This window comes from Burkholderia sp. SRS-25, from assembly GCF_004343765.1.
GTDB classification, from domain to species: Bacteria; Pseudomonadota; Gammaproteobacteria; order Burkholderiales; family Burkholderiaceae; genus Burkholderia; species Burkholderia contaminans.
The window spans coordinates 104,531-130,658 of record NZ_PTXM01000019.1 but is presented as its reverse complement, the minus strand read 5'-3'; the positions used below and the strand labels follow the sequence as shown (position 1 = coordinate 130,658).

At 66.3% G+C, this 26,128-nt stretch carries 28 protein-coding genes and 1 pseudogene; 18 read left to right on the top strand and 11 right to left on the bottom strand.

The window, feature by feature from the left end:
* The first annotated feature begins 257 nt into the window (after positions 1-257).
* The 10 genes and pseudogenes from C5O79_RS26115 (at position 258) to C5O79_RS26070 (ending at position 10,990) form a co-directional block, all read left to right on the top strand.
* A complete protein-coding gene (locus tag C5O79_RS26115; protein WP_046549518.1) occupies positions 258-509 on the top strand; it encodes a type II toxin-antitoxin system Phd/YefM family antitoxin in 252 nt (83 codons plus the stop codon).
* Positions 509-928, top strand: a complete 420-nt coding sequence (locus tag C5O79_RS26110) for a type II toxin-antitoxin system VapC family toxin (RefSeq protein ID WP_174242128.1) — start codon at positions 509-511, stop codon at positions 926-928. Before C5O79_RS26115 ends, C5O79_RS26110 begins: the two co-directional genes overlap by 1 nt.
* A 130-nt stretch (positions 929-1,058) precedes the next feature.
* Positions 1,059-1,224: pseudogene (locus C5O79_RS38655) on the top strand (LysR family transcriptional regulator); the annotation flags it as partial.
* A 192-nt stretch (positions 1,225-1,416) separates the two neighbouring features.
* Positions 1,417-1,716 (top strand): metalloregulator ArsR/SmtB family transcription factor, encoded by a 300-nt coding sequence (locus C5O79_RS26100; RefSeq protein ID WP_034181860.1) that lies wholly within the window; start codon positions 1,417-1,419, stop codon positions 1,714-1,716.
* 20 nt (positions 1,717-1,736) lie between these two features.
* The gene (locus C5O79_RS26095; protein WP_122474702.1) at positions 1,737-3,089 is read left to right on the top strand and encodes a pyridoxal-dependent decarboxylase; all 1,353 of its coding nucleotides are present in this window, start codon (positions 1,737-1,739) and stop codon (positions 3,087-3,089) included.
* A gap of 81 nt (positions 3,090-3,170) precedes the next feature.
* Entirely contained in the window at positions 3,171-3,599 is a 429-nt protein-coding gene (locus C5O79_RS26090; RefSeq protein ID WP_122474703.1) for a hypothetical protein, read from the top strand.
* A 194-nt stretch (positions 3,600-3,793) separates the two neighbouring features.
* Entirely contained in the window at positions 3,794-4,261 is a 468-nt protein-coding gene (locus tag C5O79_RS26085; protein ID WP_122474704.1) for a cupin domain-containing protein, read from the top strand.
* A 327-nt stretch (positions 4,262-4,588) separates the two neighbouring features.
* On the top strand, positions 4,589-7,060 hold the full coding sequence (locus tag C5O79_RS26080) for a GH92 family glycosyl hydrolase (RefSeq protein ID WP_131931850.1): 2,472 nt from the start codon (positions 4,589-4,591) through the stop codon (positions 7,058-7,060).
* Positions 7,061-7,127: 67 nt separating this feature from the next.
* Positions 7,128-9,794 (top strand): GH92 family glycosyl hydrolase, encoded by a 2,667-nt coding sequence (locus C5O79_RS26075; RefSeq protein WP_122474706.1) that lies wholly within the window; start codon positions 7,128-7,130, stop codon positions 9,792-9,794.
* Positions 9,795-10,168: 374 nt separating this feature from the next.
* Positions 10,169-10,990: an SDR family oxidoreductase gene (locus C5O79_RS26070; RefSeq protein WP_071333336.1), complete on the top strand. Its 822-nt coding sequence runs from the start codon at positions 10,169-10,171 to the stop codon at positions 10,988-10,990.
* 152 nt (positions 10,991-11,142) lie between these two features.
* On the opposite strand, the gene surE is transcribed toward C5O79_RS26070, so the two are convergent.
* The 3 genes from surE to C5O79_RS26055 all read right to left on the bottom strand — a co-directional run bounded on the left by surE (position 11,143) and on the right by C5O79_RS26055 (position 13,138).
* Positions 11,143-11,922, bottom strand: coding sequence for a 5'/3'-nucleotidase SurE (gene surE / locus C5O79_RS26065; RefSeq protein ID WP_071333335.1), 780 nt, complete (start codon positions 11,920-11,922; stop codon positions 11,143-11,145).
* Between the two features lie 180 nt (positions 11,923-12,102).
* A complete protein-coding gene (locus C5O79_RS26060; RefSeq protein ID WP_011356491.1) occupies positions 12,103-12,411 on the bottom strand; it encodes an AzlD family protein in 309 nt (102 codons plus the stop codon).
* Positions 12,404-13,138, bottom strand: coding sequence for an AzlC family ABC transporter permease (locus tag C5O79_RS26055; RefSeq protein ID WP_011356490.1), 735 nt, complete (start codon positions 13,136-13,138; stop codon positions 12,404-12,406). The genes C5O79_RS26060 and C5O79_RS26055 overlap by 8 nt, the downstream gene beginning before the upstream one ends.
* Positions 13,139-13,262: 124 nt before the next feature.
* Here C5O79_RS26055 and C5O79_RS26050 point away from each other — a divergent pair, with 124 nt between their 5' ends.
* From C5O79_RS26050 to C5O79_RS26040, 3 genes are all read left to right on the top strand, one after another.
* Positions 13,263-13,721 (top strand): Lrp/AsnC family transcriptional regulator, encoded by a 459-nt coding sequence (locus C5O79_RS26050; protein ID WP_006486309.1) that lies wholly within the window; start codon positions 13,263-13,265, stop codon positions 13,719-13,721.
* Between the two features lie 231 nt (positions 13,722-13,952).
* Positions 13,953-14,522 (top strand): hypothetical protein, encoded by a 570-nt coding sequence (locus C5O79_RS26045; RefSeq protein ID WP_089443768.1) that lies wholly within the window; start codon positions 13,953-13,955, stop codon positions 14,520-14,522.
* 136 nt (positions 14,523-14,658) lie between these two features.
* Positions 14,659-15,360, top strand: coding sequence for a YebB family permuted papain-like enzyme (locus tag C5O79_RS26040; protein ID WP_122474707.1), 702 nt, complete (start codon positions 14,659-14,661; stop codon positions 15,358-15,360).
* Between the two features lie 103 nt (positions 15,361-15,463).
* On the opposite strand, the gene C5O79_RS26035 is transcribed toward C5O79_RS26040, so the two are convergent.
* The 5 genes from C5O79_RS26035 to C5O79_RS26015 all read right to left on the bottom strand — a co-directional run bounded on the left by C5O79_RS26035 (position 15,464) and on the right by C5O79_RS26015 (position 18,746).
* Positions 15,464-15,661: a hypothetical protein gene (locus C5O79_RS26035; RefSeq protein WP_236862359.1), complete on the bottom strand. Its 198-nt coding sequence runs from the start codon at positions 15,659-15,661 to the stop codon at positions 15,464-15,466.
* Between the two features lie 41 nt (positions 15,662-15,702).
* Positions 15,703-16,335, bottom strand: coding sequence for a LysE family translocator (locus tag C5O79_RS26030; RefSeq protein ID WP_039369732.1), 633 nt, complete (start codon positions 16,333-16,335; stop codon positions 15,703-15,705).
* A gap of 211 nt (positions 16,336-16,546) precedes the next feature.
* Complete coding sequence (locus C5O79_RS26025) at positions 16,547-17,416, bottom strand: hypothetical protein (RefSeq protein WP_122474708.1); 870 nt, start codon at positions 17,414-17,416, stop codon at positions 16,547-16,549.
* Positions 17,417-17,524: 108 nt separating this feature from the next.
* Positions 17,525-17,857, bottom strand: coding sequence for a DUF2322 family protein (locus C5O79_RS26020; protein WP_089463345.1), 333 nt, complete (start codon positions 17,855-17,857; stop codon positions 17,525-17,527).
* A gap of 187 nt (positions 17,858-18,044) precedes the next feature.
* Positions 18,045-18,746 carry a flavin reductase family protein gene (locus tag C5O79_RS26015; RefSeq protein ID WP_122474709.1) on the bottom strand — a complete coding sequence of 234 codons (702 nt, stop codon included), beginning with the start codon at positions 18,744-18,746 and terminating at the stop codon, positions 18,045-18,047.
* A gap of 227 nt (positions 18,747-18,973) precedes the next feature.
* On the opposite strand from C5O79_RS26015, the gene C5O79_RS26010 reads away from it, so the two are divergent.
* Positions 18,974-19,300, top strand: a complete 327-nt coding sequence (locus tag C5O79_RS26010; RefSeq protein ID WP_021160574.1) for a thioredoxin family protein — start codon at positions 18,974-18,976, stop codon at positions 19,298-19,300.
* A gap of 10 nt (positions 19,301-19,310) precedes the next feature.
* Positions 19,311-19,730 carry a secondary thiamine-phosphate synthase enzyme YjbQ gene (locus tag C5O79_RS26005; protein WP_039369746.1) on the top strand — a complete coding sequence of 140 codons (420 nt, stop codon included), beginning with the start codon at positions 19,311-19,313 and terminating at the stop codon, positions 19,728-19,730.
* A 44-nt stretch (positions 19,731-19,774) separates the two neighbouring features.
* Here the strand turns inward: C5O79_RS26005 and atsR are convergent, their stop codons facing one another.
* Genes atsR through C5O79_RS25990 form a run of 3 tightly spaced genes read right to left on the bottom strand, consistent with a single transcriptional unit; the run spans position 19,775 to position 23,010 of the window.
* The gene (gene atsR, locus C5O79_RS26000; RefSeq protein ID WP_122474710.1) at positions 19,775-21,595 is read right to left on the bottom strand and encodes a hybrid sensor histidine kinase/response regulator AtsR; all 1,821 of its coding nucleotides are present in this window, start codon (positions 21,593-21,595) and stop codon (positions 19,775-19,777) included.
* Positions 21,592-22,095, bottom strand: coding sequence for a molybdopterin-dependent oxidoreductase (locus C5O79_RS25995; protein WP_122474711.1), 504 nt, complete (start codon positions 22,093-22,095; stop codon positions 21,592-21,594). Before C5O79_RS25995 ends, atsR begins: the two co-directional genes overlap by 4 nt.
* Positions 22,096-22,137: 42 nt before the next feature.
* Positions 22,138-23,010, bottom strand: coding sequence for a helix-turn-helix domain-containing protein (locus tag C5O79_RS25990; RefSeq protein ID WP_122474712.1), 873 nt, complete (start codon positions 23,008-23,010; stop codon positions 22,138-22,140).
* Between the two features lie 359 nt (positions 23,011-23,369).
* Here C5O79_RS25990 and C5O79_RS25985 point away from each other — a divergent pair, with 359 nt between their 5' ends.
* The 3 genes from C5O79_RS25985 to C5O79_RS25975 all read left to right on the top strand — a co-directional run bounded on the left by C5O79_RS25985 (position 23,370) and on the right by C5O79_RS25975 (position 26,058).
* Positions 23,370-23,957, top strand: a complete 588-nt coding sequence (locus tag C5O79_RS25985) for an SEL1-like repeat protein (protein ID WP_122474713.1) — start codon at positions 23,370-23,372, stop codon at positions 23,955-23,957.
* A 122-nt stretch (positions 23,958-24,079) separates the two neighbouring features.
* Positions 24,080-24,907 carry a hypothetical protein gene (locus C5O79_RS25980; protein ID WP_071333326.1) on the top strand — a complete coding sequence of 276 codons (828 nt, stop codon included), beginning with the start codon at positions 24,080-24,082 and terminating at the stop codon, positions 24,905-24,907.
* A gap of 122 nt (positions 24,908-25,029) precedes the next feature.
* A complete protein-coding gene (locus tag C5O79_RS25975) occupies positions 25,030-26,058 on the top strand; it encodes a hypothetical protein (protein ID WP_122474714.1) in 1,029 nt (342 codons plus the stop codon).
* Positions 26,059-26,128 lie beyond the last annotated feature (70 nt).

The following is a 26,128-nucleotide window of genomic DNA, read 5'->3' as shown; positions in this document are numbered from 1 at the left end:
TCGCTTCGGCAGCGACGAAGCTCGGCATGGGTTGGCCTCGGAATCGGGGGCGCATGATCGAACGAGACGATTCGTTGGGGTGCATATTGACGCTTCCTGCCAGACGACTTTGCCGCCGGAAATGGCGTTCGTGCGCAGGCGCACGAGGTATCGATGAAGACGCCGCGCACGGGGCCCGATCAACCGGGGCAGGCAGAGCCGCGCAATCTCAATTATTGTAGTAACATACCTACATTGATTGGTTTGAGGAGTCCATGATGACCATCACCACGCTCTCGAGTCGCGAGCTCAACCAGGACGTGACCAAAGCGAAGAAAGCAGCAAAGGATGGCCCGGTATTCATTACGGACCGTGGCAAGACTGCCCATGTGCTGCTGAGTTTCGAGGAATACCAGCGTCTCACGCAGCAACGGCGCAACATCGCCGACTCGTTGGCCATGCCCGGGGTCGAGGACATCGAGTTTGACCCTCCGCGCGTGGAGATCGGTATCAAAAAGGTTGATTTTTGATGATGTTCGTTCTCGATACCAACGTCGTTTCGGAACTCCGGAAGGTGCGAACGGGCAAGGCGGACAAAAACCTGGCGGCCTGGAGTTCAACCGTCGACGCGCCAACGCTTTTTGTTTCGGCAATCACGATCATGGAACTGGAGACCGGCGTCTTGCAGATCGAACGCCGGGACACGGCTCAAGGCGCGCTTCTACGGGCATGGCTTGACGGGCATGTCCTGCCGGAGTTCGCGGGTCGCGTACTGCCGGTTGATACGGCGGTCGCGCAACGATGCGCACGACTCCATGTACCGGATCGGCGGTCCGAGCGTGACGCACTCATTGCCGCGACGGCGCTCGTGCATGGCATGACCGTCGTGACGCGCAATGTCGCCGATTTTGTCGAAACCGGCGTGGCTATCGTGAACCCGTGGGATTGAGCGAGCGAACCCTCCCTCTCGAACAAGGAGGCGGGCCGCTTTCGTTGACAGACCGCGCCTTCATTTCACGGTAACGCTTACGCGCGCCCCTGGCATCCCCAGCATTGGCGGATGAGCCGCGCCAACCGGCAGTTCGTTGCGTAGCCGCTCGCTCGACCGTACGCGGCGCGTGGTGCGCGCGTCACCCGCGTATCCCGCCGCACACGGCACGCATCCGCATCCGGACAATCCCGCCGCGCAATGACAGCATCGCAATGCGTTTCGGGCCAGACGTCTACGCGGAATGGCCGTTCAGCTCGACGGCGAGCCGGAGCGCGTTCCCGGCGCTGCGTGCAAAGCGTTGCAGCAGCGCGCTTGCCGCGATCGAATCCGGTGCCGAAAGGGCGACCGGCCACACCACCGCGTCGGCTCAAGTCGCCCTTCGACGCGATTGCACACATTTCGTCATTTAGCTAATATTCGAAACGTTAATCGAGCTCCGCACTCTCATGGACGACGTCACTCGCATCAGCGCACTGGCCAACGAAAGCCGCCTGGCCGTGATGCGCTGGCTCAAGCAGCCGCGCAAGCATTTCCCGCCGCAGCCGCACGGCGATTTCGACGAACTCGGCGTGTGCTGCACGTACATCACCGAGAAGCTCGGCATCGCGCCGGCCACGACCACGCGCCACATGCGCATTCTCGCGGATGCCGGGCTCGTGCAGGCAACCCGCGTCGGCAAGTTCACGTACTACAAGCGGATCGACGGCGCGCTGCAGCAGCTCGGCCGCGATCTCTCGCAACTCTGACTTCCACCGAGGCAACCGACATGGACGAACTTGCATTGCTGGCCGACGCCGACCGGCGCGCGCACGCGTATCTGGCCGCGACGAACGAGCGGCGCGCGTTTCCCGACGCGGCCGCATTGGCCGGCCTGGCGGCGTTCGACGAGCCGCTGCCCGATACGGGCCGCCCGGCCGACGACGTGCTGCGCCTGCTCGACGAGCGCGGCACGCCCGCGACCGTCGCGTCGAACGGCCCGAACTACTTCGGCTTCGTGATCGGCGCCACGCTGCCGGCCGCGGCTGCGGCCGAGCGGTTGATGCTCGCGTGGGACCAGTGCGCGTCGTCATATGCGAATTCACCGGTGGCCGCGACGATCGAGCGCCAGGCCGCGCGCTGGGTCGTCGACGTGCTCGGGTTGCCCGAAGGCAGCGCGGTCGGTTTCGGTACGAGCGCGACGGCTTGCACGCTCGTCGCGCTGGTGGCCGCGCGGCGCGCGTTGCTCGCGCGCAAGGGCTGGGACATCGACGCCGATGGCCTGATCGGCGCGCCCGAAGTGAAGGTCGTGATCTCGGAGCTGGCGCACATCACGGTGAAGAAGGCGCTGCGCGTGCTCGGTTTCGGGATGAAGCGCCTCATCGTCGCGCCGGTCGACGTGCACGGCCGGATCGACCCGACGCAGTTGCCGCCGCTCGACGACATGACGATCCTCTGCGTGCAGGCCGGCGAAGTGAACACCGGCGAGTTCGATCCGTTCGCGGCGCTGATTCCGCCCGCGAAGGCGGCCGGTGCGTGGGTGCACGTCGACGGCGCGTTCGGCCTGTGGGCCCGCGCATCGTCGAAGCGCGCGCTGACGGACGGCATCGACGATGCGGACAGCTGGACCACCGACGGCCACAAGTGGCTCAACACGCCGTACGACGGCGCGATGGTGATCTGCCGCGACGCGGCCGCGCTCGCGACCGCGATGAACAGCGACGCCGTGTACCTGAGCGGCGCGCAGGACGCGCAGAAGAACCTGAACCTCGAGTTCTCGCGGCGCGCGCGCGGTATTCCCGTGTGGGCCGCGCTGCGCTCGCTCGGCCGCGCCGGCGTGGCCACGATGGTCGAGCGGCATTGCGCGCAGGCGGCGCGGGTTGCGGACGGCCTGCGTGCCGCCGGCTACGACGTGCTGAACCGCGTCGTGCTGAACCAGGTGCTCACGCGCGCCGGCACCGACGACGATACGGCGGCGATCCTCGCGGCCGCGCAGGCGTCGGGTGACGTGTGGTTCGGCGCGACGGTGTGGCAGGGGCGGCCGGCGTTCCGGATCAGCGTGTCGTCGTGGCGCACCGAGGATGCGCACATCGATCGTCTCGTGGCCTTGCTGACGGAGCTACGCGGCGTGCACGTGCGCTGAGCGGAAACGGCAGCGGCAGCGGCGCGCGGAGGCTCACTCACACGCGCCGCGTTCATCGGGAAGCCTCAGCCGGCGCGGCTGATGCGGCTCGCGGCCGCGACCGGCGTGCTCGCTGCCGCAAACGGCGTCGTGTTGCTGTACTGGGGGCGGTTGCTGGGCGGCCCGACGGCGATCACGTCGTCCGGCGGGACGCCGTTCCAGATGAACGGCGCGTTCGAACTGTTCTTCGCGGTGCTGCTGCTCTGGGGTGTGATGCGCGAGCGCCATGCGCTCGTCAAGGAATGGAGCCTGTTCGCCGTGCTCTGCGTGCTGGCGCTGCCGAGTTTCTATGCGCTCGTGCCGCTGGTCGGGTGGATATATCTTCAGATCGGCGTGCCGGATCTGCAGCACTATGTCGAGATCACCAGCGTCTATCGCGTCGCGATCAGCGTCGGCCTGATTCTCGCGATGCTGGCAGGCTTGCTTTATGCCGTATACGGCAGCGCGACGCAGGAGAAATTCGCGCGCTAGCCGCGCGCGTTCGAAGCAGAGGTGGAGAGCGGGCAACTTGGCGGTGCGTCCTGACCACGACGTACCGCCTGTCGTTGTTCCGTCGAACCGCGCCCTTGCGCGCAGGAAAATATCGGACAATGGCGGGCACGCGCGCCATGCCGGCCTGGGTGGCTCGCTCGATCGAAGCATGACGCCAACGAGAGAACCCCCACATGTCGACCCATTCCCCCCGGGAACTGCTGAAGGCCGCCGATATTGCGACGATGGAACCGACCCGCGCGGTGCATTCGCTGAATCCCAATGCCGTTCGTCTCAAGCGACAACTCAGCGACCTGACCGGCCTGACGCAATTCGGTGTCCACCTGCTCACGCTGATGCCCGGCCACGAATCGGCCGAGTATCACCGTCACCTGTACGAAGAAGAGTTCGTGTACGTGCTGTCCGGCACGGGCGCGGTCACGATCGGCGAGTGCACCGAGGCAATCGGCCCCGGCGATTTCCTGGGCTTTCCGCGCGGCGGTGAAGCGCACACGGTGCAGAACACCGGCGATGCGCCGCTGGAGCTGCTCGTGGGCGGGCAGCGGCTCGAACACGACGTCTGCGAGTATCCGCGACTCGGCAAGCGGCTCTATGTCGCCGGTGAGCTCGAAGACTATGTCGATCTGCCGAAGCAGCCTTGATGGCCAATCGTGCATTCAATACCTCATTCCACATAAAAACCGAATCAATTGCATTTTGTTTAGATAAACAAAATAAAAATTCGTAAAAACACGGGGTAGAGAAAACACGTTTATTTGGGCACGCTTGTGCCCATTATCGGGTCCTGGGCGCCGGTATTTCGACATGCCGGCGCGTCTTTTTCCAGGTGCGCGAATACGGAAATAAGTACACGCACCCGGGATTTTCGACCGATCGGCCGGGCACGCGGAATTCATCAGAAGCATCCTGACTAGAAGATCAGTAGTTCGAATCAACATCCTGATTCAAGAACGATACGGAGACAGGTGATGTCGAGGAACTGGGGGTGGAGAACGGCGCTGCTGGTGCTGTGCGTTGTCTTGTCTGCCTGCGGCGGGGATGGCGATTCGCCGTCGATGGCCGCGGCGAACATGTCGGCTGCCGCGCAATCGCAGGGCAATCAGAGCGGCAATGGCGGCAACGACAATAGCAACGAAAACGACAACAGCAACGGCAACGAAGCGGCAAGGAAAAACGCCGACATTCGCGTCGCGCAATACGTCAATCCGCTGATCGGCACCGACTACGCGATCGACCAGCCGGCCGACCCGGTCGGCTCGGGTCTCGGTGGCGGCACGTTCCCGGGGCCGACGGTGCCGTTCGGGATGATGCAGTGGAGCCCGATGACACCGACCGCCCAGTACGACAGCAGCAAGGGCGACGGCTCGGGCTTCTCCGGCGGCTACTGGTACGGCGACACGTCGATCAACGCATTCAGCATCCTGCACCTGAGCGGCACCGGCTGCTGGGCGAACGGTGGCTACCTGAACGTGATGCCGCAGCTCGCGCCTGGCGACGCCGGCGCGCCGGCCAGCTTCAGCCACGCGAACGAAACCGCGCAAGCCGGCTATTACGGCGTCACGCTCGGCAACGGCATCAAGGCCGAGCTGACGACGACGGTGCGCACCGGCTTCGCGCGCTTCACGTATCCGTCACTCGCGCAGGGCCAGCAGGCGACGATCGCGATCGATCCGACCGTGCTGAACAACCGTGCGCAGGGCACGACGAGCGACACGATCAGCCAGGTCGGCGACCGCGCGTTGTCGGGCACGATCGCGGGCGGCGGATTCTGTTGGGCCGGGCATGCGGTGCCCGTCTACTACTACGCGGAATTCAGCCAGCCGTTCGCGGCGAAGCCGGCGCTGTCGAACAACAGCCCGGTGACCGTCACGTTCAATGTCGACCGCAAGCATCCCGACGTGATGATGAAGCTCGGCATCTCGTTCGTCAGCGAAGCGAATGCGAAGGCGAACCTGCGCGCGGAGAATTCGGAAACGGATGCGCAAGGCAGCCGGAACTGGCGTTTCGACAAGGTGCGCGGCGCCGCGAGCGCCGCGTGGAATGCGCGCCTGAACGCGATCCAGGTCACGGGCGGCAGCGACGCCGACAAGACGAAGTTCTACACCGCGCTGTATCACGCGTCGCTGCACCCGAACGTGTTCAACGACGTGAACGGCCAGTACCCGGATTTCTATGCGTCGAACGGCGCAGCGGCCGCGCCGACACGCCAGGTCGAGAAAGGCCGCACGATGTACGCGAATTTCTCCGGCTGGGACATCGACCGTTCGTTCATCCAGTTGCAGGCGCTGCTCGACCCGGTGCGGACCAGCGACATCGTGCAGTCGCTCGTGCTCGATGCGAAGGCGTGCGGCGCGTTCCCGCGCTGGGCGTACTTCAATACCGAGACGGCCGTGATGCCGGGCGACGCGGGCTCGATCATCGTCGCGAACGCGCATGCGTTCGGCGCGACGAACTTCGATACGCAGGCCGCGCTGTCGATCATGAAGAACAGCACCGCGCCGGGCGCTGCGTGCGCCGGCACGCCGGTGATGAGCAGTCGCGCGGACTACGACCGGCTCGGCTACGTGCCGTCGTCTGGCTCGGGCGACAACCAGACCGCCTCGAACACGCTCGAATACGCGGTGCGCGATTTCGCGGTGTCGCGCTTCGCGACGGCGCTCGGCGATACGGCGACGGCCGGCACGCTGCTGAAGTCGAGCGGCAACTGGCAAAACCTGTTCGACCAGGGCGCGATCCAGCCGAAGACGTCGGCCGGCGCATGGGTCACCGACGGCACGGGCTTCATGGAAGGCAACTCCGAGCAATACACGTGGTACGTGCCGCACGATCTCGCCGGCGTGGTCGCGCAGGCCGGCGGCGCCGCGCCGGTCGTCAAGCGGCTCGACACGTTCTTCACGCACCTGAACATCGGTACCGTGCAGCCGTACTTCTACGTCGGCAACGAAGTGACGATGGCCGTGCCGTGGGTCTATGCGTGGGCCGGTGCGCCGTCGCATACGCAGCGCGTGCTGCATGCGTCGCTCGCGAACGAGTTCGGCACCGGCGCGGCCGGGCTGCCGGGCAACGACGATCTCGGCGCGATCTCGGGCTGGTACGTGTGGGCCGCGCTCGGTCTCTATCCGGTCGTGCCGGGCGTGAGCGGCGTCGCGCTGTCCAGCCCGCAGTTCGAGAAGATCACGGTGCGCGTCGGGCAGAAGGACGGCAGCTACCGGCTGCTGCACATCGTCGCGCCGGGTGCCGGCACGGGCGACAGCGCGTCGTTCTACGTGAAGTCGCTGAAGCTGAACGGCTCACCGTACGCGGCCGCCTGGCTGCCGTTCGAGCAGATCGCGAAGGGCGGGAAGCTGTCGTACGCGATGACGTCCGATGCGAGCGCCACGACTTGGGGCACCGACGCATCGGCCATGCCGTCGTTCCCGCAGGCGGCCAGCGCGCCGTAACAGAACAGAAGATCAACGAGCGGTTCTTGCCAACAGGATCGACGCAGAGAGAGGGAGGGACGAACGGATGAAGCTACGTCACGTGGTGGGTATCGGGTGCCTTGCCGTGCTGTCGGGGTGCGGGGGCGATCAGGGCTCGACGGATGCGAGCGTGCTCGCACAGATGTCGAACGCGCAGGGCAACCAGAACGATCAAGGCAACCAGAACGACCAGGGTGATCGGAACGATCAAGGCGAAAACGGCGGTGCAAGCAAACGGTCGGTGCTGCACAGCGTCGACCCGATGATCGGCACCGCGAATCTCGACATCAACGCGGACTGGAGCAGCGGCGTGCGCGGCCACGGCCACGTGTACCCGGGCGCGACCGTGCCGTTCGGGATGGTGCAGCTCGGGCCGGACACGACCGGCGGTGCGCACACGCTGCCGTGGAACTGGGATCGCACGTCGGGCTACCAGTACGACGATCCGTTCATCACCGGTTTTACGCATACGCACCTGTCGGGCACCGGCATCGGCTCGGGCGGCGAAGTGCGGTTCCTGCCGACGCTGGCGCCGGTCGACACCGCGACGCTGGCGAAGGTCGCCGCCGATGCATCGATCACCTACAACGCGTCGTTCAGCCACGACGACGAAACCGCGAGCCCCGGTTATTACCGCGTGAAGATGGCGCCGGTCGGAACGGGCAACACGCCGTGGAACGTGCAGGGCGCGAAGATCCTCGCGGAGATGACGGCCACCACGCACGCGGGCGTGCATCGCTACACGTATTTCCCGAGCGCGGCCGCGCAGAAGCGCAGCATGATCGTCAGCATCGACAACCCGATCGGCGGCTCGACCGCGAGCGGCAAGATCCAGGTCATCGATGCGCAGACGATCGCCGGCTGGGAGATCACGAACAACTGGGCGAACAACAAGCCGACGTATTTCGTCGCGCGTTTTTCGAAGCCGTTCGATACGAAGCGCGTCGCGTTCAGTGCGGACGGCTTCAAGGCCTACCTGACGTTCGCCGACGGCAACGACAGCGGCGGCGCGGTCACGGTGAAGGTCGGCATCTCGCCGTCGAGCATTGCGGATGCGCAGGCCAATCTCGCATCGGAAGTGGGCGCGAAGTCGTTCGAACAGGTGCGCGGTGCGGCCGAGCGCGTGTGGAGCGCCGCGCTCGACCGGATCCGGATCAAGGGTGGCAGCGCCGACCAGCGGACGATGTTCTACACGTCGCTGTATCGCACGATGCTCGCGCCGACCGTCTACAACAATGCGGACGGCAGCTACGTCGGCACCGATTCGACCAACGACGGCACGACGTCGCCGCCGGCCACGAGCAAGCATGCGAATCCGGGCTTCGACTATTCGTCGACGTTCTCGCTGTGGGACACCTTCCGCGCCGAGTCACCGTTGATGACGCTGGTGCAGCCCGAGCGCGTCGACGGCTGGGTGAAGTCGCTGCTCACGCAGTTCAGGCAGAACGGCAAGGGCGAGCTGCCGGTGTGGCCGCTCGCGCAGACGGAAACCTTCACGATGGCCGGCCATCCGTCGATCCCGCTGATCGCCGATGCGTACCTGAAGCACCTGACGAGCGCGGGCATCGACGACATCTGGACCGCGCTGACGACCACGCAGAGCGCGAGCGCGCACGGCTTCGACCAGTACCGTCAGAGCGGCTACGTGTACGCCGGCGACAACGCGTCGGTGTCGACGACGCAGGATTACGCGTTCGACGACTGGGCGACGGCGGCAGTCGGCAAGGCGGCGGGCAAGAGCACGGCCGACTACGGGCCCTACCTGCAGCGCAGCCGGAACTACCGCAACGTATTCAACCCGGTGCCGAACAACGGCTGGAAGTTTGCGCAGCCGAAGGATTCGCAGGGCAACTGGGTGGCGGGCTTCGACCCGACGGCGGCGGAGAAGACGGACTTCTCCGAATCGAATTCGTGGGTCGATACGTGGAACATCTTCCACGACTTCCCGGGCCTCGTCGCTTTGCTCGGCGGAAAGAGCCAGTTCATCGCGCAGCTCGATCGCACGTTCGATCCGGCGAACCCGCTGACTTTCCTCTACAACCAGGGCTTTCCGGACCTGACCGGCCGCAGCGGCCAGTTCTTCGCGGGCAACGAGCCGGCGAACCACCTGCCGTACCTGTACGACGTCGCGGGCATGCCGTCGAAGACGCAGGATCGCGTGCGCACGGTGATGGACGACATGTACTCGCTGACGCTGACGGCCGGCGATCGCGCGCTGTTGAGCGGCGACAGCCTGAAGGCCGCGCTGGTCGACCCGCGCCGCGTGCGCGATTCGGCGATTCCCGGCAACGACGATTGCGGGCAGTTGTCCGCGTGGTACGTGCTGTCCGCGCTCGGCATCTATTCGCTGAACCCGGTGGGCGGCGTGTTCTACCTCGGCACGCCGCTGTTCGAGGAAGCGACGATCGACATTCCGGTTGCGTCGGGAGGCGGGGACGGAAAGGACCTGAAGTTCGGCGCGACGCGGCGCTTCAAGGTGACCGCGCATACGGCCGGCGGCGGCGCGCCGTCATCGGTGAATCGTTACGTCCAGTCGGTCAGCCTGAACGGCACGCCGCTGCATCGGCCGTACATCACGTACGACGAGATGAAGGCCGGCGGCACGCTCGACTTCGTGATGGGCGCGACGCCGAACGACGCATGGGTCAGCACCTGGAACGGGCAGGATCCGAACAGTGCGCTCGCGCCGTCGCTGGCGCTGGCCGGCAAGTAGCGGCCGCAAGCGGCCCGTGTGACGCGGGCCGCTTCTCTTTCCCTTCATTTGACGGTGCGGGCCGAGGCCGCGAGGCAGGAAGCGGCCTGCCCGGGGAATCTGTCTTCGGGCCGCGCGGCGGGGATGCCATGCGCCGACGCGGTGACCGCTTCGGCGGCCAGCACGCAATACGCGTACGCGACAGCGGGCGACGGCTTCCGTTCCGGCCGGCAAGGCGCTCATGCTGCTCCGGTTCGGCATCGAACGGATCTGGCTTCGGACGGCTGACTGCTTCTGCCTGACCGATCAATCCCGATGGTGGTCGCCGCCACGTTCGTGTCATGGGGCGTCGTCGCGCTTATGATGCGGGAACGCCACTGACAGGGTTCCCCGATATGGATGCGCCGCTCCCGCCGATATCTGCCCCGATTTCCGAAACGGAACCTGAAACCGAAACCGTCGCCGAGCCGCGCGCGTCGCGGCTGCATCGGCCGGTCGCGCTCGTCACCGGTTCGACGTCCGGGATCGGCGCGGCGATCGCGCGCCGTCTCGCCGCGGACGGCTACGCAGTGATCCTGCATTCGCGCCGCTCGGCCGACGTGGGGCGCGCGATGGCGCGCGAACTCGGCGCGGCCTATGTGCAGGCCGACCTCGCCGACGACGCCGAACGCGTGCGGCTGATCCGCGAAGCGGTTGCCGTGCACGGGCGGCTCGACGTGCTCGTCAACAACGCGGGCGTCAGCCGCGTGATTCCGCATGACGACCTCGCTGCGGCGACGCCCGACGTGTGGCGCGAGATGCACGAGATCAACGTGATCGCGCCGTTCCGGCTCGTCGCCGAGGCGGAGGCTGCGTTGCGCGAGGCGGCGTCGCACGGGCGGGCCGGGTGCGTGGTGAACGTCAGTTCGCATGCGGGCGTGCGGCCGAAGGGCGCGTCGATTCCGTATGCGGCGGCGAAGGCGGCGCTCAATCACACGACGCGGCTGCTCGCGAAAACGCTCGCGCCGGCGATTCGCGTCAATGCGGTTGCGCCGGGGCTCGTCGATACGCCGCTCACGGCCGACTGGACGGACGCGCAGCAGCTCTGGCGCGAGCGCGCGCCGATGCGCCGTGCGGCGACGCCGGACGACATCGCGCAGACGGTCGCGATGCTCGTCGCGTCCGACTATGTGACGGGCGAGATCGTGATGCTCGACGGCGGAATGAACCTGACGTGAAGCGGAGTCTCGTTGAAGCGTTGAAGCGTTGAAGCGTTGAAGCGTAGAAGCAGTGAAGCAGTGAAGCAGTGAAGCAGTGAAGCAGCCGCGCATGCGCGCACAGGCATCACGCGCGTAATCGCCACGACCGCTTCCTCGCTCGCGTGCGCGGATCAGCCGAGGCTCGACCGCAACCGTGCGAGCGCCTGATCGTGCGTGCGCTCGAACTTCAGCGGCGTGACGGCGACATACCCGTCACCGAGCGCGACCGTTTCCGAATCCGCATCGTCGTCGCGCGGCGCGCGGGCGAGCTTCAGCCAGTGATACTCGAAGTCGCGCGGATCGCGCCCCGACACGATCTCGACACCCTGCAGCGTACCGGCGCCCTGGTTCGTCACCTTGAGGCCGCGCACGTCCTGCGCCGGCCGCGGCGGGAAATTCACGTTCAGGCACGCGTCGCTGTCCCAGCCGGCGGCCACGAGCCGGCGAATCACGTCCGGCGCAAGCGCGCGCGCCGTGTCCCACGGCACCGCGTTGCGATCGGTGAAGGCCTGGCTCAGCGCGATGGCCGGCACGCCGACCAGCATGCTCGTCATCGCGGCGCCCACCGTGCCGGAAAACACCGTTTCGGTACCGAGGTTCCCGCCGCGATTCACGCCGGACAGCACGATGTCGGGCCGTGCGTCCTTCATCAGGTGGCTGATCGCGATCGCGACGCAATCGCCGGGCGTGCCGCGCACCGCGAAGCGGCGCTCGCCCTTGCGATGCACGCGCAGCGGTTCGTGCAGGCTCAGCGAGTGCGACGTGCCGCTCTGGTCTTCCGCCGGTGCGACGATCCACACTTCGCGTGCCAGTTGCGTGGCGACCTGTTCGAGCACGTCGAGGCCGGGGGCATCGAATCCGTCGTCGTTGGTGAGCAGGACACGGTCGAACAGCGGGCGGTTTTCTTGCATCGGGACGATCCTCGCGGAGTTGGGCAATGAGAGGGGAATGCAGCGTGGCGCAAGCCTCAAGGCTAGCATTCCCGCGTGAGGATCGTCGTGTCGCGCGGTGGGCGGGGATGTGAAAACGGGCGCATCGCGCGCCCGTTCGTCGGTGGCTGTGCCGCGGCGTGCGCGGTGGGGCGGAGCCGTTCAGCCGAGCAGGTGCCGCAGCAGGCCGGCGGACACGACGCCGACGATGACGGTCGGCAGGATCGACAGGCGCGTCGCCGCGATCAGCGTGATGGCCAGTGCGAGCAGGTCGGCCGGGCGCGTCGACACGAAGGCCGGCGCGATCACCGAGATCAGCACGCAGCCGGGCACGTTTTCCATCACCGACGCCATCCGCGGGCTCAGCGTGCGGTTGCGCAGCAGCACGTAGCCGAGGATGCGCGACAGATAGGTGGTCGACGCCATCAGCACGATCGTCGCGACCGTGCTGAAATCCGGGAAATCAGGCATCGCGCGGCTCCCACAGCAGCGCGGCGATCAGCCCCGCGCAGGCGCCGGCCGCGACGTACCACGCGCCGGGCACGGCCAGGTGCGTGGCCGCCGCGACGACGAGGCTCACGAACCACGGGCGGCTCGCGCGCATCCCTTTCCACATCCCGCGCAGCAGCACCAGAAACACGGCCGTGAACGCCATGTCGAAGCCGTACTGCTCGACGTTGCCGATCGTCGGGCCGACCGCCGCGCCGAGCGTGGTCATCGAGATCCACGTCAGGTAGAGGCCCACGCAGATGCCCGCGTAATAGGGCACGCTGATGTGCGTGGCCGAGCGGGCCCGGGCGTCGGCGAGCGACATCGCCCAGCTTTCGTCGCACATGAAGAACAGCGCGAAGAACGCGCGGCGGCGCGGCAGGCGGCGGATATACGGCTCGAATGCGGCGCCCATCAGGATGTGGCGCGAATTCACGAGGAACGACATCGCGACGATCAGCGCGATGTGCGGCGGCGATGACCACAGATGGATCGCCGCGAATTCGGAGCCGCCGCCGAAGTTCATGCCGGTCATCATCGGCACTTCGAACAGGCTCAGCCCTTTCTGCGCGGCCTGCGCGCCAAGCACGAGCGCGAACGGCACGAAACCCAGCATGACGGGCAGCGCCGCGCGCAATCCGCGGCCCATCTCGGCGACATAGGCGGGCTTGTCGCGAAGCCCTGACGACGTTGAAACGCTACTGCTCATTACTCCTCCTTCGGGGGAGGAATTGTCTGCTTTTTTGACTCGAATCGGGTTGCGTTGTGGCCAGATTTTTCTCAAAATTTGGCATTGAACGTGTGATTTGAGAATTTTTTGGAATCGAATGCCAATGAAACTTGACGCCATCGACCGCCGGATCCTGAGCGCGCTCCAGCGCGACGGCCGCATGCAGAACGTGGAACTCGCGCACGAGGTCGGGCTGTCGCCGTCGCCGTGCCTGCGGCGTGTGCGCCTCCTCGAGGAAGCCGGCGTGATCGAGAAATACGTAGCCGTGCTGAATCCCGCGAAAGTCGGCAAGGGGCTGACGATCTTCACGCGCGTGTGGCTGAAGGGGCAGGACGCGGAATCGGTGAACCGTTTCGCGGAGGCCGTCCAGCAGATGCCGGAAGTCGTCGAGTGCCACCTGATGGCGGGCGATTGCGATTTCCTGCTGCGCGTCGTCGCGGCCGACATCGACGATTACCGGCGCTTCCAGATGGAATACCTCACGCGTATTCCGGGTGTGCTGAGCGTGAAGACCGACATCCCGATGCAGAAGGTCAAGCTCACGTCGGCGCTGCCGACCTAGTGCGACGCGGATGCACGGCCTTGCGACGACGACGGGTCGACGAGCGGTCACGGCTCGGTGACAATCGCACGATAGACTGACGAATCACGCCGCTTCGAACATGTCGCCCGTGATGTCGCGCGACGTTCGATGCGCAAGCAACTAACGGTCAATGTCGGCGCAATCGGGCAGGCGGCACTGCGCGCCGGGTCGTGCGCTGATGCGGATGCGTTTCTTCTTGTCGGGCCACTCATGCAGCCAATCAACACGCCGTGGAATTCGCTGGAAATCGTCAAGCTCGTGCTCGGCGTGCTGACGCCGTTGTCGGTCGCGTGTCTCGGCTGGCTCGTCGCGCGCCGGCTGAAGCGGCTCGAACTCGTGCAGTGGACCAACCAGCGCTTGATCGAGAAGCGGCTCGCGCTGTACGACGCGGTCGCGCCGCAGCTCAATGCGCTGCTGTGCTTCTACACGTGGATCGGCTACTGGAAGGACATCTCGCCGGACGACGTGATCCGCGCGAAGCGCGACCTCGACCGCACGTTCCACATCTACCGCTACCTGTTCGACGACGACGTGTACGACGCGTATCACACGTACATCCACGCGCTGTTCGACGTGCATACGGGCCCGGGCCGCGATGCGCGGATCCGCTCGCTGATCCAGGCGCCCGACGGCGATCGCAGCGTGCACGGCGCGTATGAATGGAAACCGGCGTGGTCGGACCGTTTCGCGACTGCGAATGTCGTGCCGAAGGACGACGTGCTGCGGTACTACACACAGTTGATGGAGCGGCTGCGCGTGGCGCTGGGCGCGACACGCTGAAGGCAGCGCGGCGTCTGCGCGCCGGTATCGAAATTCGCCACCCGGCGGCGCGGATATCCGCCCTTGCGCAAGAAGCGGGTGCGGCGCGCGGCGGCGGCTGACATGCTCGCGCCATCTCCATTCGCGCGAGGTCCATATGGTTGTCGATACCGGCTGCCGGCCGCTCATGATCCGTTCGCCCGCGGCGGGCCGGCGGCGTCTCTTCTCCAGGGGTGTTCACGATCCGCATGACATGCCGTTGCCGGTCGAGCCTGAGATCGGCGACATCGTCTTCATCCGCGTGACCGTGCGGCCGTTTCTCGAAGTGGCGAGCGCGACGCGCTCGTGGACGAATCATGTCGGGATCGTCATCGGCGAGCGCGGCGGCGAGCCGTTGATTGCGGAGAGCACGTTTCCGTTATCGCGCGTCACGACGATGTCGCGGTTTCTCGTGCGCTCCGATCGCGGCGCGTGCGTGATCGCGCGGCTGAAGCAGCCGCTCGATGCCGCGCAGCGGCGCCGGCTCGTGGAGGCTGCAATGTGCCGGATCGGCGTGGTGTACGACACGGGGTTCAATCTCGCGTCGCACCGGCAGTTCTGCTCGCGCTTCGTGCGCGAAGTCGTGCGCGATGCGACGCGGATCGTGCTCGGCGACGTCGAGACCTTCGACATGCTGCTGCGCCGGAACCCCGATCATCCGCTCGGCTTCTGGAAGATCTGGTACTTCGGCCGGATTCCGTGGCGCCGCCGCACGGTGACGCCGGCGAGCTTGCTGGGTAGCGGGGCGTTACGGGTGGTGGCGGATACGCGCGAGGGCGTTGAAAACGTGTCCGAAGGTGACGATCCAGATAGCGTATGACTCGAGCGAGCGAGATCACTCACCTTTTGTCACCGGACGACGCCCGCTTGAGCGGCGTATCGAGTGATGGCGCACGCCGGCTTGCCACCCACGCGAGCCGGTGTTACTCCACAGTTGGCGCGCTCGGCTCCGTGCCTTCCACGATATCGGTCGACGCTACGCCGGCCGCTCGCCGCGCGGCAAGCGTTGCATCGAGTGCTGCAAATTCCTCGCGGTTCAGTCGTTCGTATTCAGCGCGCAACTCGGGGTCGGACAATGCGCGCATGCGCAGATCTTCATGCGTTCCCGCATCAAACCTCATTCATTCGATTGCACCAGCGTGATTCCCCGACAGGTTCACGACTACTGCCGCCCCGCCACCGCCAACCGCGCCGCCAGCCCCACGAACACCGACCCGAGCAGATATTGCGGCAGCTTCGACGGGCGGCGGCGCGCGCCGATCCGCTGGCTCAGCCGGCTCGCGGACAATATGACCGCGCCGTTCACGACGATCCCGATCAGGTTCAGCACCGTCGCGAGCACGAGAATCTGCACGGCGATCGAACCATACTCGGGCCGCACGAACTGCGGAAACAGCGCGAGCACGAACAGCGCCATCTTCGGATTCAGCAGGTTCGTCGTCAGCCCCTGGCGGAAGATCGTCGCGGTCGAGTGGCGACGCTGCGACGCGACGGGCGACAGTGCGGTTGCATCCGAACGGAACGTCTTCCACGCGAGATACAGCAGATAGGCGGCGCCCGCGAAGCGCACGGCGTCATAGGCGAGCGGCACCGCGACGAAGAGCTGCGACAGCCCGAGCGCAGCCGCGAGCGCGTGACAGTAGGTGCCGGCCTGGATGCCCGCGAGCGTCGCGAAACCTGCGCGCCGGCCCTGGCTCACGCTGCGGGACGCGATCAGCAGCATGTCGGGGCCCGGCGTGGCGGTCAGTGCGAGACACGCGCCGGAGAACAGCGCGAGCGTGGAGAGGTCGATCATGGGCGTCCCTTTCGTGGATGAAGCGTAAAAGGGAGGTCAGTTTAGGAGGGCGCGCGAGGCCGGTCAATCGAACGAACGGACGATGATTCGGCTGGCCGTCGAGGCCGATCGCCAATGCACCGTGCGCTGCCCTTGGCACGTCGGCAATACTCGATATCGCATCGACGGCGCACACCGATGCAACGACTTGCGCGGTCGGTCGCCGCCCCGCTCAAGGTTTGCGGCAGGCCACCTGATAATCGATCACGGTGTTCGCCGACGGCTTGTCCGGCTCGCCACCGACCGTCGTCACGCCGAGCACGCCGGCTGCGTTTCGGTAGCGCAGCGCGCAATAGCCCACGCCGGTGCCCGAACACGCTTCGGCTTCGATGATGCCGTGCTTCGCGAGTGTCGCCGCGCCGTCCGTCGCATCCGGTTTCTCGCGCGGGCGCAACGGTTGCCAGCCTTTCGCGATCAGGATCCGGCGCGCGACGTCGAGCGGTTTGCCGTACACGTTCGGCACGACCTCGCGGCCCTGGCAGTGAGTGCTTTCAGGCGCGACACGGGTCAGGCGCAGGCCGCCGTGCTCTTCGTGCAGTTCGCCGACGGGCGGCGCGGGGCCGTCGCCGCCCCAGATCAGCAGCGCGCCGCTTTCCAGCCGGTCGGCCGTGCCGAGCTGCCAGCCGGCCTTGCGCGCGGTGTAGCCGAGCGCGACGAGCGTCGTGCCGTCGAACACGCCGACGTTGCCGTTGCGCGCGAAACAGATCGCGCTCGTGCCGGCGCTGAATCCGCTCGCGAACGTGACGACCGTGTAGCGGCCGAGCGGTGCTTCGGACGTCACGATCCAGTCGCGCTTCGCGACTTCACGGCCGGCCGCGGTGGTCGTCTTCGCGCGATAGTGCGTGCAGAACGGGGCGAGCGAGCCGTTCTCGGGCGAGTGCGGCAGCGCGCCGAGCGGCACCAGCGACGCACCGGCGATATCGGAGGCCGTCCGCAGCGGATCGGCCGACGCGGTGCCGCCGAGCGCGGCACACGCAACGGCTGCGATCGACACGATCGAAGCCGGACGGCGGGCAAAGGGCAACGCAACGAAACGGGCCACGCAGGCTGTCTCCGGGGAAAGGGATACGGGCGCGACGACCGCGGGCTTTCGCCCGCGTGTCGCGGTCGCGCGCACTGTCCGGCAGCGTACCGGCGTGCCGCCGGCGATTCAGCCCTTCGCGACGACGTCGATCCGCAGCGCTTCGCCGCCGTCGACGATTGCCAGCAGGCGATCGACGTTCGGATGCGCGCCCGGGCGGTTGCGTGCGTCGGCCGTATGTTCGGCGAACACCGCGAGGCCGTGCTCGGCGGCTTTCGCGTCGAGTGTGCCGAATGCCTGCTTCAGGTAGTGGTACACCGCGAGCGAGCCTTGCTTGCCCGGCTGGTTCTCGATGGTCGCGACCACGTCGCCGTTCGCGCCGACGAGATCGATGCGCGCGACGCCGTCGATGGCCGGCAGTTGCGCGAGGTTGTCCTTGAATACTGGGGTCGGTTGAATCACTGAAAACACTCCGTCGGTTCGGTCAGGGGCCAATGAGCATGGCCGGCCGTATCTTATCCGATCGGTCTCCCCACACCGGCCGGCACGCGGGCGCCGGCCGTGCGCCGCGCCGTCGGCCGGCGGCAACGATCCGGTTCAGCCGGCAGGGGGCATTGCCCCACCGTGCCGGCCATCGCGTTCCACGCCACTACCGCCCGGCGCCGGCCGGCACGCCCGCATCACGCGCGCGCTCGATGTCCGGGCTGCGATACGCGCGCTCGGGAATCTCGGCGAGTCGCGACGCATGCACCTGATGCGGCGTGAGGCCATAGAACTTCTGGAAGCTCATGATCAGCGGCGACCACTTGTCCGGATCGATGCGGTCCGCATGCCCGTCCATCAGCAGGTCGGGATGCACGTGCACGCGCTGGATGCGCAACTCGAACACGCGGATGTGGCCACGCACGTCGGGCGCTTCCTCGCCGATCCCGTGCGTGGCCGCGACGACTGCTTCCATATGCACCGGGCATTCGAGCGCACGCGGCGGCGCGACGGTTTGCGAAGCCGCGGCCGTGAGCCCGGCCGTGCCGAACTTGTCGGATTCGTACACGTAGCCCTTCGCGCGCTTGCCGTCCGGCACCGGCCAGGTGCCCGTCGTACGCGCGATCCGGTCGACCGCGTGGGCCTGTGCCGACGACGGCAGGTTCAGCACGCACTCGCCGGTGCGCAGCAGGTTGCGGGTGGTCTGCGAACTGGCGGCGATGCCGATCACGCCGCGCCAGCCGAGCCAGAACGCGGACGAGATCGGCGCGAGATTGGCCGTGCCGTCTTCGTTCAGCGTGCTGACCAGCACGACGGGCATGCCGAAATAGAGGATGTTCGGTTCGGTGACGCAATGCGGAGCGTTCATGATCGGTGCCTTCGTTGAGGGATCAGTCCGCATGCTGATCCCGCCGCGGCGGCGCGGCGCTCCGAATCTTGTCGTGTCATTCCGGAAGGTGCGCAGGAACGCCATTTGCGCCGTCAGGACCGCCCGGCATCGCGCGCGCTTTTCCGCTACAGTAGGAAATCGCAGGCCGCGCCCGCCGCGTCGCACGAGCGCGCGCGGCCCTGGTCGCCAACGTACACGAGGGCTTGATGGATACCGAGCAACGCTACACCGCCAACGCGCCGACGCGCGCGGAAGTCGACGCACTGGGCGGCGCAACCGTCATCGAATTCGGCGCGAACTGGTGCGGGATCTGCGCGGGCGCGCAGCCGGCGATCGTCGCGTCGTTTTCCGCGCATCCCGCCGTGCGGCACCTGAAGATCGAGGATGGCCCGGGCCGCCCGCTCGGCCGCTCGTTCGGCGTGAAGCTGTGGCCCACCCTGGTGTTCCTGCGCGATGGCGTCGAAGTCGCGCGCGTCGTGCGCCCCGCCGACGCGAAGCAGATCGAAGCCGATGGCTTCGCCGCGCTGGCTTGAGGTCACGACCATGCAACAGGCGATCACGCATATCGGCATCGACACGCGCGGCAGCGGCCTCGTCGAATTCACGTCGCAGGTGCGCGCGTTCGTCGACCAGCAGGCCATCAGCACCGGCCTGCTCACCGTGTTCTGTCGCCACACCTCGGCGTCGCTGCTGATCCAGGAGAACGCCGATTCGTCGGTGCAGCGCGACATCGAGCGCTACTTCGCGACGCTCGCGCCCGAGGACGCCACGCGCTACGAGCACGACACCGAAGGCACCGACGACATGCCGGCGCATCTGCGCACGGCGCTCACGCAGGTGCAATTGTCGATCCCGGTCGAGCAGGGGCGCATGGTGCTCGGCACGTGGCAGGGGATTTACCTGTTCGAGCATCGCCGCGCGGCGCACCGCCGGGATATCGTGCTGCACCTGATCGGCGAGTAAGCGGCTACAAGTGGCAACACGCCGCGCATCGCTGGCGCACCGGCTCAGGCGAACAGCTTCTCGACGAGCGCGCCGAGTTCGCGCAGGTGGACGGGCTTGGGCAGGAATGCGTCGAACACCTGCTTGTTCTCGCGCAGCGCAGCCGATTCATATGCGCTGACGCCGAGGATCGCCGGATGCCGGCCGTCGTCGTCGGGTACCGCGAGCGTGCGAATGCGCCGCGCGACTTCGAAGCCGCTCAAGTCCGGCAGTTCGAGATCGATCACGACGATGTCGTAATGGCCCGAGCCGAAGCGCGCGACGCCGTCCTGCCCGGTGCCGCACAGATCGGCTTCGATGCCGAGCGCCGACAGCATCGCGCCGAGCGTTTCGCGCGCGTTGTCGTCGTCGTCGACCACCAGCGCGCGCCGGTTGCGGTGCGCGGCCGCGTGCGGCAGCGCGAGCGCGTCGCCGGCCGCGTTGCCGGCGGTGTCGATGCCGGGCACTTCGGCCGGCAGCGTCACGACGAACTCGCTGCCTTCGCCCACGACGCTGCGCACGTCCACATGCCCGCGCAGCGTCGTCACGATTTCGCGCACGACGGCGAGCCCCATGCCGATCCCGTCCACGTGCAGCCCGACCGCGTCGTTCGCGCGATAGAACGGCTCGAAGATCTTCGACAGGTGCGGCTTCGCGATGCCGGCGCCCGTGTCGCGCACCGCGATCTTCAATTGCGGGCCGGCCGGCGCGTCGGCGAGCGAGATCGACACGTCGATCGACCCGCCGAGCGTGTACTTGACCGAGTTCTCGATCAGGTTCGACAGCACCTGGCGCAGCAGTTTGCGATCGGAACGGATCGCGAGATCGTGCGGCTCGACCTGCTGCGCGATCGCGATCCGCTTGGCCGCGATCTTCTCGCGCAGCGGGTCGAGCACCTCGGCGAGCAGCGACGCCATGCCGACGGTTTCCCGTTCGGCGAGGCGCTTCGTCGAGCGCAGCTTGATGTAGTCGGTCAGATCCTTGACGAGCGCCTCGAGCGACAACGCGGAATTCTGCAGCCGCCGGATCGTCTTCAGGTTCGCCTCCGACTGCGGGCGCGCGAGCAGGATCTCGACCGATCCGCAGATCGCCTGCAGCGGCGTGCGCAACTCGTGGCTGACCATCCCGAGGAACGCATTCTTCGCCTCGATCATTTCGAACGCGCGGTCGGACGCCTTGCGTTCGGCGTCGAGCGCCGCGTCCTGCCGTTCGAGCAGGTCGTCACGCGTGCGCATCGTATAGAACAGCAGCAGGAACAGCGCGCACAGGATCACGCCGAGCACGATGCCGAGGATCAGGATCGCGCGCTGCTTCTCCTTCAGCTGATGGAACGTGAAGTCGCGCTGCGCCATCTCGATCGCGCGGAAATAGTTCGCGAGGCCGTTGACCTTCGGCCAGTACGCATTGACCTCGTCGATGACCTGCGGCGCGTTTTTCGGCGAATCGCGCAGCAACGGAACTTCGCGCTTCAGGCGCGTCATGAATTCGCCGAGCGCGTCGATCTCGTTGCGCGCGCGCGGGATGCGCAGCCAGTATTCGGACACCTCCGACGGCCGCTGCAGAAAGCCGAACGACACCGACAGGCTGTCGAGCTGCATCTGCACGTGATTGAAGTCGTCGTCCTGGTGCGTCGCGTAGAGGATCAGTTGCCGGTCGAATCGCGTATAGACGTTGCGGTATTGCGCGGCGGTCCAGAACACGCCTTCGCGCGGCCCTTCGAGCACGCCCTCGTTGACCGAGGTGGCGAGGAGGTCCCACAGCAGGAACGCCCACGCGGCGAACCCCATGATCCACAGCGAGCCGAGGACCAGGATGATTTTTCTATTTTTCCATCGCCGGCGTTTCATTTCACCGTCAGGCCGATGATCTGCCACGCGAACTTGGCTTCGCCGAGCGGCGTCTTCAGTTCATCGGGATACTGGTCGCGCGGGTACATGATCCACAGCGGGCCGTAGTTGTCGTTGCTGAGCACCTTGCCGTTCATCTTCCGCGCGAGGATCACGCCGTAGCGATCGGCATCGGACAGGGGAATCGTGAACGTGTACTCGTCGATGCAGCGGAACTCGATCTGCGTGCCGTGCGCGCCGACTGTCTTCAGGATGTCGGACAGGCGTGGGCCGGTGAAGGCCGCTTTCGGCGTCCAGCTCGTGGACGTGACGATCGTGTGCTGCGGCAGCGCCATCAGCGCCTGCTCGGAAAACACGTACGCCGCCTTGCCCTGCTGGTTGTGCTTGTCGATCTTGCCGTCGACGGTGAACGTAAACGACGACGCGGCCCAGGTCGCGGCCGCCATGCCGAGCAGGCAGGCCGTCAGCAGGCACTTGGTCCAGATGGTCGAAATTCGCATGTCTTGCCCTCGGTCGTGCAGTGGTGATTTGTCGTTGGAGTCTCAGTTCGTGGCGGCGGCGGCCGGAAGCGTGATCTTCAGTTCGCGCGCCACTTCGGCGAACAGGATCGGCAGGCGCACCGGCTTTTCCTCGCAGCGCGCGTTGTAGTGCGACACGATGTGCGCGATCTCGTCCTCGCTGGCTTCGCCGGTCGAGATCTTGCCGGTCAGCAGGAAGATCGGCGCACCGCTGTTCTCGCTCGAGCGGATGCCGCGCACGAGTTCGGCGGCGGTCTGGTCGCCGAGCATCCAGTCGAGGATGTAGCCGTCGAAATCCTCGACTTCCAGTGCCTTGCGGAACGTTGCGCCGTCGAAGTACGGAATCGCGTTCACGCCTTTCTCGATGAAATATTCACATACCGTTTCGGCGACGTCCTGCGAATCGTCCACCACCGCGATGCGCGCCGCATATACGTTCGGCTGGGCCGAGCGCAGCTCGATGACGTCGACCGGATACGTGCGGCCCTCGCGCGCGTGCTGACGCTCGGTGATGAGCCATTCGCCCTGCCACTGCAGCGCGACGAAATCCGTCTCGGCCTGGCTGCTGGCTTTCGACGAGATCGCGGCGCGGCACCGGAAACGCCGCGACTCGATCACGAGCGTCGCATCGATCATCTCCGCGGCGGCCGGCTGCGTGCCCTTGTCGTCGAGCAGGATCGCCGGCGGCACGCCGAAGTGCGTCGCGATGTCCTGCAATTGCGACAGATTCCACGGGATCAGGCCTTTCATCTTGCGCGTGACGACCGAGAAGCTCAGGCCGAGCACATTCGCGATCGTCGTGTTGTGACTTCGCGGCGGAATGCCGTTCCGGTTCAGTAGGTCGCGCACCTTGTTGGCGGTAATCAGATCGACGTTGGCCTGCTCGGTGGTGGACATCTCGATGGGGTCTCCAAGGGTTTTTGCGAGGGTGAGCATATCAAAACTGACGCGTCATGCAAACTTTGAAAATGCGAATGACCTTGACATGCCATTTTTCTTCATTATTATTGCTCACCACGTCACTATTGTTTGTCGCGTCATGTTTGGAGATCGATACCGGCCACAGTCGGACCATCGAAAAACGCCGGCCAAGAAGCAGTGACAGAACGATTCGAAGAGAGAACCTGAGAGAGCCTTGGAATGCGTGTCGGCGTTGGCGGATTGTATCCGTTGCGCCGCACGCCGCCGGGTGCGAGCTCACGGGGGTGGGATAGCTCGCAGAATTGCGGCGCCAATAAAACCTGAGGGAAGTAACAATGTACCGCCGTTTACTCGCACCGGGGCTGCTGTTGCTATTGGCCGCGTGCGCGCAGGATCCGTCGATCACCAGCAACACGGTGCGGATCTGCGACGACACAGGCTGTTCCGACCGTCCTAAAGATCAGGTGTCCTATCAAAAAAGGGACGATTCGGAAGACCAGGAAAGCCCGCGCATCGCTGCGCTGAAGCAGACCGCGAAGACCCAGCCGAAGGCCGCCTACGACCTCGGCCTGCGTTATTTCCGCGGCGACGGCGTGCGCCAGGACAGCTACCAGGCCCTCAAGTGGATGCGCGAAGCCGCCGAGCGTGGCGACGTGCAGGCGCAGAAGGCGCTCGGCAGTTTCTACCTGTTCGGCCTCGAGGAAATGGGCTCCGACGCGCGCGAGGCGGAGAAGTGGCTGTCGATCGCGGCCGGCCGCGGCGACAAGGAGTCGAAGAAGCTGCTCGACCTGGCGCGCAAGGCCAAGAAGGAAGACGAAGAAGACTGGAAATGGCGCACGGAATGGCGTGATCGCTATTACGGCTACTGGTACTCGGGCTATCCGTACTACGGCGTCTGGCAGCAGACGTACTGGTACTACTGACCGGGTCTGAAAGCAACGGGGGCAGCAGCGGGGAGACCACCATCGCGCGCCAGCCGGGGGGGCTTATCGAAGTTCGCACGAACACATAAGCCGAACAACGACTCTAATCGATCGACAACGACATGAAGACCATCCTTTCCCAACGTCTCACTCAAGGTGCGCTGGTGGCAGCGCTTTGCGCGTCCGTCGCGGGTTGCGGCGGCGTGGTGACGCCCGGCGGCCAGAACGCGGGCGTGACCGGTGCCGCCGCGGGCGGCGCGAGCGCCGGCGCCGATTCGGGGCTGCAGCGCTGTGCGTCGCCGCTCGGCACGATCGCCGTCGATGACGGCCGCAACGCCGACTGGTGGGGTCCGTTCGGCAGCGCGACCAAGATGACGACGATCGACCCGCTGCTGCGCCTGGCCGTGCAACAGTCGAACTGCTTCGTGATCACGTCGATCGGCAACCAGAAGAGCGACGCGCGCCTGTCGCGCATCACGCAGCTGCAGCGCAACTCGGGCGAATACCGCGCGGGCTCGAAGCAGCAGAAGGGCCAGCGTGTCGCAGCCGACTATTACATGGAACCGCAGATCGTCATCAACGATTCGCCGATCGGCGGCATCGGCAGCATGATCGGCGGGCTGATCGGCAACAGCGCGGTCGCAGCGGTGGCCGGCCACCTGCAGACGAAGGCATCGGTCGTCACGTTGACGCTGTTCGACGTGCGCTCGGCCGTGCAGATCGCGGCGTCGGAAGGCAGCTCGACGGCGACCAACTACGGCGCGGCGCTGGGCGGCTTCGGCGGCGGCGTGGGCGGCGCGCTCGCCGGCTTCTCGTCGACGCCGGAAGGCAAGGCGACCGTCGTCGCGTTCATCGACGCGTACAACAAGATGGTCGTTGCGCTGCGCAGCTACAAGGCGCAGGACGTCAAGGGCGGCCTCGGCCGCGGTGGCCAGCTCCAGGTCAACTGACGTTCCCGGGCCGGCGGTGCGCCGCCGGCCGGTTCCTGATTCTGATGCTTGACTGTCCGTGCGCGCGGTGTGATCCGCGCGTACCGGCTCCGTTCGTCCCTGTTTGCACCGAGGTGATCCCGATGAAAGCCGTTGCTCTGATCGCATTGACCTGTCTGGCGCTGACCGCTTGCGGCGGCGACGATTCCTCGCCTGCGGCGTCCGGTGGCGGTTCGGGCACGAGCAACAACGGCGGCAGCGGCGGCACAGGTTCGGGTGGAACGGGGAGCGGCGGTAACGGCGGTTCGGGTGGGTCGGGCGGTTCCGGCGGCTCGGGCGGCAGCACGTTGACGTGGCGCTACGACGCGCAGCCCGTGGCCGTGGATCGAGCGAGCTTCCTGACGCTGGTCAACAATGAAGGCGCGAAGGGTTACCGATATCTGGGCGACTACTTCTACAGCGCGACCAACGGTGGCACGCAGTCGATCTTCGTGAACGACGGCACTGCTCAGACGTATACGTACCAGTTGCAAACGGCGTCGTCCGACATGACGTCCTTCATCAACGCGGCCAACGCGCAAGGGGCGAGCGGCTACCGCTACGAAGGGCCGCTCACGTACGGCGATCTCTATCGCAAGGATGGCGGCTCGTCGGCCACGTACACGTATACGACGACCGGCCTGCCGGCCGATGCGAACGCGTTCCTCACGCAGGCGAACGGCCAGGGCCAGTCGGGCTACTGGTTCGTCGGCCCGCTGATGGTCGGGGCCGCGCAGGCGAACGTCTACATGAAGAACAACGCGTCGAATGCGACGTATACGTATGACGCGCTGGCGCCGACCTCGACCGTCAACGACTTCATCGCGCAGGCCAACAGCGAAGGCGCGAAGGGTTATCGTGCAAAGGGCGCGATGGCGTTCGGCACGGCGATCTCATGGGTCTACGTGAAGGACCAGACGCAATCGCCGACCTTCGCGTACCAGTCGGCCGCGGTCCAGGGCTCGGGTGCGAGCTTCGTCCAGCAGTCGAATACGCTCGGCGCGCAGGGCGCTGCCTATCTGGGCGATCTCGCGCTCGGCACGTCGAATCCGGTGATCGCGTCGTTCTATTTCACGCCGAAGAACTGCACGGGTTTCCTGTGCACGACACTGAATCCGCTCACACAGAACTGAGCGCGCGCACGCAGAACGAGGTGTCTCAGGCGTGCTTTCCTCGGGCACGCCTTTTCGCCGCCGGCTTGCC